Annotated in this window: 5 protein-coding genes; all 5 read left to right on the forward strand. The window is 66.2% G+C overall.

Going from position 1 to position 4,758, the window contains the following annotated elements:
- Positions 1-283 precede the first annotated feature (283 nt).
- Positions 284-1,372, forward strand: a complete 1,089-nt coding sequence (locus tag GWP04_12095) for a hypothetical protein (protein ID NIA26287.1) — start codon at positions 284-286, stop codon at positions 1,370-1,372.
- Positions 1,373-1,470: 98 nt separating this feature from the next.
- A complete protein-coding gene (sufC, locus tag GWP04_12100) occupies positions 1,471-2,226 on the forward strand; it encodes a Fe-S cluster assembly ATPase SufC (GenBank protein NIA26288.1) in 756 nt (251 codons plus the stop codon).
- Complete coding sequence (gene sufS / locus GWP04_12105) at positions 2,223-3,455, forward strand: SufS family cysteine desulfurase (GenBank protein NIA26289.1); 1,233 nt, start codon at positions 2,223-2,225, stop codon at positions 3,453-3,455. Before sufC ends, sufS begins: the two co-directional genes overlap by 4 nt.
- Positions 3,445-3,894: an SUF system NifU family Fe-S cluster assembly protein gene (locus GWP04_12110; GenBank protein ID NIA26290.1), complete on the forward strand. Its 450-nt coding sequence runs from the start codon at positions 3,445-3,447 to the stop codon at positions 3,892-3,894. Before sufS ends, GWP04_12110 begins: the two co-directional genes overlap by 11 nt.
- A gap of 447 nt (positions 3,895-4,341) precedes the next feature.
- Positions 4,342-4,758, forward strand: a 417-nt coding sequence (locus tag GWP04_12115) for an AMP-binding protein (protein NIA26291.1), incomplete at its 3' end; no start/stop codon positions are given.

The raw sequence follows: 4,758 nt of genomic DNA on the forward strand, positions 1-4,758 counted from the left end.
GCCAGGGACGGAGGGGGTCTCGCCGAGCGTTGGGGGAGGTGTCCCGCCAGGGACGGAGGGGGTCCCGTCTCCTCCCCCAGCGAGGGCCGTCTCCTCCCCCAGCAAGGGCTTTGGCGAGCGTTGGGGGAGGTGTCCCGCCAGGGACGGAGGGGGTCTCGCCGAGCGTTGGAGGAGGTGTCCCGCCAGGGACGGAGAGGGTCCCGGGGAGCACCGCCGCTCAAGCACATTGTCCGTTCTTCCGATGCCCTTCTCTCGAGGCACCCGTACCCGTACAATCGAAGGAATGCTTATGCGTACCCGCATCCTCATCATCGCCCTCGCACTCGTCGCCACCGCGTGTGCGAGCGGGGCACCAGCAACCACCACCACCGCGGCGCCCACGACCACCGGTGCGCCGACGACTACGGCTTTGACCGCCGAGCCGGCCCTCTACGCCTATTCCTACGCGCCCGGCGACTCCTACTCGTACGACATCGATGTCGACCAGCACATCACGATGGACGTGACGATCGAAGGCGATCCGGGCGTGCTCGGCACCCAGGACGGCCCGAGCAGCGCCGACGTGCGCACGAACGTCGCCGGTTCGCTCACCTACGACATCTCCGAAGGACCGGAGCCCGACACCACGGCTCTGCACATCTCGGGCGTCTTCGACGAGTTCACCGTCGAGGGCACGATCGACGGTGAACCGGCATCGAACCGGGACCTGGAAGAGGGCAGGGTACCGGACCTCCTCGAGGTGCCCGACACCACCATCATCTTGGATCAGTACGGCCGCCCCGTCACGATCAACGACGAGCCGGTCCCGGACGACATGCCGTTCTACGGTGACCCGTTCGCGATACTCGGAGGCCTCACGTCAGGTGGGCTCGACAAACCGTTCGGCCCCCCATTCCCGGACCGCCCTCTCGCCGTCGGTGACACCTGGACCGAACAAGAATCCGAGGACATCCCCGACTCGGACCAGACGATCACCGCCACGGTCATCTACACGGTCACCGGCTTCGACACGATGGACGGCCACGACGTCGTGGTGATCGAGTTCACGGCCGAAGCGTCCGCGGTCGACATCGACCTCGGCGAGATGTTCCGAGCCCTGTTCGAAGGGTTCTCCTCGATGTCCGAGGAAGGTTCCACGACCGAGATGCCGACGATCGACTTCGTGATCTCGATCGGCGCCAGCGCCGGGTCGGGGACCTACTGGTTCGATCAGGAAGCAGGCCTCGTCCGTCAGGTCGAGCAGACCTACAGGCTCCCGATGCTCATGCACATGGCGATCGAGTCCTCGGAAGGGTCGGGTTCGAGCGACATGGAGATGACCGTCGAATCGACGGTGCGCGCGTCCCTGGTGGCGCCCGGCACGCCGGGCTGACACTCCCCCGGCCCGGCCGGCCACCGCCGATCGCTCGCTACCATGGCCCCTGAACCGTATTTTCCACTACGCGCATAGGGCTAAGTAGGCTGAAGGCCATGTCTGATCAACCCCTCCTTCAGATCGAGAACCTGCACGCCGCCATCGGCGACACCGAAATCCTCAAAGGTGTCGATCTGACGGTCGACCGCGGTGAGATCCATGCGCTCATGGGACCCAACGGCTCCGGCAAGTCGACGCTGGCCAACGTACTCATGGGCAACCCCGTCTACACCGTGACCGAAGGCCGCATCCTCTTCAAGGGAGAGGACATCACCGAGTTCGCCCCCGACAAGCGGGCGGTCCTGGGCATGTTCCTCGCCTTCCAGTACCCCGAGGAGATCCCCGGCGTCACCCTGGTCAACTTCCTGCGCACCGCCCTGTCGAACCGCATGGATGTCGACTACACGGTCCTGGAGATGCGCCTCAAGCTCACCGACGCGATGCGCGACCTGGGCATGGAAGCCTCGTTCGCGGACCGGTACCTCAACGAGGGGTTCTCCGGCGGGGAACGCAAACGCAACGAACTGCTACAGATGACGCTGCTCGAACCGGAGCTGGCGATCATGGACGAGACCGACTCCGGGCTCGACATCGACGCCCTCAAGATCGTCGCCGAAGGGGCGAGCCGCCTCGCCACGTCCGAACGTGGCTTTCTGATCATCACCCACTACCAGCGGCTTCTCGACTACATCACCCCGCACTTCGTCCATATCTTCTCCGACGGTCGCGTCATCACCTCGGGCGGACCGGACCTGGCGCAACGGCTCGAAGAAGAGGGCTACGAGGGGTTTCTCTCCGAGGCGCCGGTGTGAGCATCGACCTCTCACACGTTCGCGACGACTTTCCGATCCTGTCGCGCTCGATCCACGGCAAGCCGCTCGTCTATCTCGACTCTGCGGCGTCGGCCCAGAAACCGGTCCAGGTCCTCGACGCCATGGACGACCTGTACCGCAACCACTACGCCAACGTGCATCGTGGCGCCTATGCGCTCTCCGAGGAATCCACCGCGGCGTACGAGGCGGCCAGGGCGACCGCGGCACGCTTCATTCGTGCCGGTTCCTCGAACGAGATCGCGTTCGTGCGCGGCGCCACGTCGGGTCTCAACGCCGTCGCGTACGGCTGGGGTTTGAACCATCTCAAAGCCGGCGACAAGATCCTGCTGACGTTGATGGAGCATCACGCCAACGTCGTGCCGTGGCAGCTCCTGACCCGTTACACGGGTGCCGAGCTCGTGTACGCGCCGTTCACCGAGAACTATCGGCTCGACGTGGACGCGCTGACCCGGCTCCTCGACGACAACGTGAAGGTCGTCGCCCTCACCGCCATGTCGAATGTGCTCGGCACGATTCCGCCGGTCGCCGAGATCGCGGCGCTCGCCAGAGAGCGAGGCGCCCTGGTGGTCGTCGACGCCGCCCAGCTCGTCCCGCACGCACCCGTCGACGTGGCGGCCCTCGGCGCGGACTTCATCGCGTTCTCCGGACACAAGATGCTCGGGCCGACCGGCATCGGCGTCCTGTGGGGCCGCATGGATCGTTTCGAGGAGATGGAGCCGCTCGAAGGCGGCGGCGAGATGATCGACGACGTGCAGTTGGAGTCGTCGACGTGGGCGCCGATCCCCCACCGGTTCGAGGCGGGGACGCCTCCGTTCGTCGAAGCGGTCGGGCTGGCGGCGGCGATGGACTATCTCGACGCCATCGGGATGGAGACGGTCGCCGCACACGACGAGGAGCTGACCGCCTACGCGCTGTCCCGCCTCGGCGAGGTCGCCGGACTGAGGATCTACGGGCCGTCCGACACCGACCAGCGCGGCGGGGTCGTCAGTTTCACGATGGAGGGAATCCACCCGCACGACATCGCGACGATCCTCGACGGGGACGGGATCGCCATCCGTGCCGGCCACCACTGTGCCCGTCCTCTGGCCCGCACGATCGGGGTCCCGTCGACGGCGAGGGCCTCATTCTACGTCTACAACCGACCCGGCGATGTCGACGCCCTCATCGATGGCCTGCACCGTGCCAAGGAGATCTTCGGTGTCGCTTGAGGATCTCTACCGCCAGGTCATCCTCGACCACTATCGCAGTCCGCGTAATCGCGGGACCATCGACCATTGCGACGCGCACGGCGAAGGTCACAACCCGCTGTGCGGGGACGAGATCTCCCTCGATTTGACGATCACAGACGACACGGTCACCGACGTCGCCATCAGCGGCCAAGGTTGTTCGATCAGCCAGGCCTCCGCGTCGATGATGTCCGAGGCGATCAAGGGCAAGACGATCCCCGAGGTCGAGTCTCTGATCCGCCGGTTCAAGGCGATGATGGACATCGAGGAAGGTGACGCCGGCCTCGATCCGGACCGTCCCGGCTCGGTACTCGGTGACCTGGAGGCGCTCCAGGGTGTGCGCAAGTTCCCGGTGCGCATCAAGTGCGCCAGCCTCCCCTGGACGACGCTCGAACAGGCCCTGGCGAGCCGCAAGGACTGAGCCGCCCTCCGGCTCCGCCGGCCCCCCTCCCGGCTGACGCCGGCCCCCCTCCCGGCTCCGCCGTACTCCCCCCAACACTCGCTTCGCTCGCCGGGGGGAGAAACGTTCGGCTCCTCTCTCGAAGGGCTGGACCCACCGTTTCCTCCCCCAGCGAGGGCTTTGACGAGCGCTGGGGGAGGTGTCCTCGGCGCTTTGGCCGAGGACGGAGGGGGTCGTGGGGAGGGTATGTGCCCCCCTCCCGGCTGACGCCGGCCCCCCTCCCGGCTCCGCCGTACTCCCCCCAACACTCGCTTCGCTCGCTGGGGGGAGAAACAAGCCGCTCCGCTCCCCGGGGGAAGAAAAGAACGGCCCGCACGGAGAATCCGCCCCGCTTGCGCGTGGCTAGCCTTCAAGAGCGTTGTCACCATATCGATGCTCCGGGACGCGCCGAAGCGGAAAGGACCCTCTGTGAACCTCGTTGAGATACTGGACCGCAATGCAAGGAAATTCCCCGAAAAGGACGCCATCCGCTACGAGGGTCGGGGGTTGAGCTTCGCCGATTTGCGTGATCAGGCCCACCGCGCCGCAGCGGTGCTGCAGTCCTGGGGTGTCGCCAAGGGTGATCGTGTGGCGATCATGAGTTTCAACACGCCGTCGTTTCCGATCGCCTTCTTCGGCGCACTGCTGGCCGGCGCAGCAGTCGTTCCTGTCAACCACAAGCTCGCTGTCCCTGAGGTGGAGTACATCCTCGCTCACAGCGGCGCGAAGGTCTTCCTCTTCGACGGGGAGCTGGCCCCTCTCGCAGACAAACTCGACACGACCGCCACACGGGGATCGCTCGACACGCAGGCCGACGGCTATCCCCTGTTCGACGCGGCGCTGGCC

Source organism: Gammaproteobacteria bacterium (assembly GCA_011682695.1).
Lineage (GTDB): Bacteria > Actinomycetota > Acidimicrobiia > Spongiisociales > UBA4744 > BMS3Bbin01.

Coding starts and splice junctions, on each gene's coding strand:
- GWP04_12095 (NIA26287.1), top strand. CDS start 284: ATGCTTATGCGTACCCGCATCCTCATCATCGCCCTCGCACTCGTCGCC.
- sufC (NIA26288.1), top strand. CDS start 1,471: ATGTCTGATCAACCCCTCCTTCAGATCGAGAACCTGCACGCCGCCATC.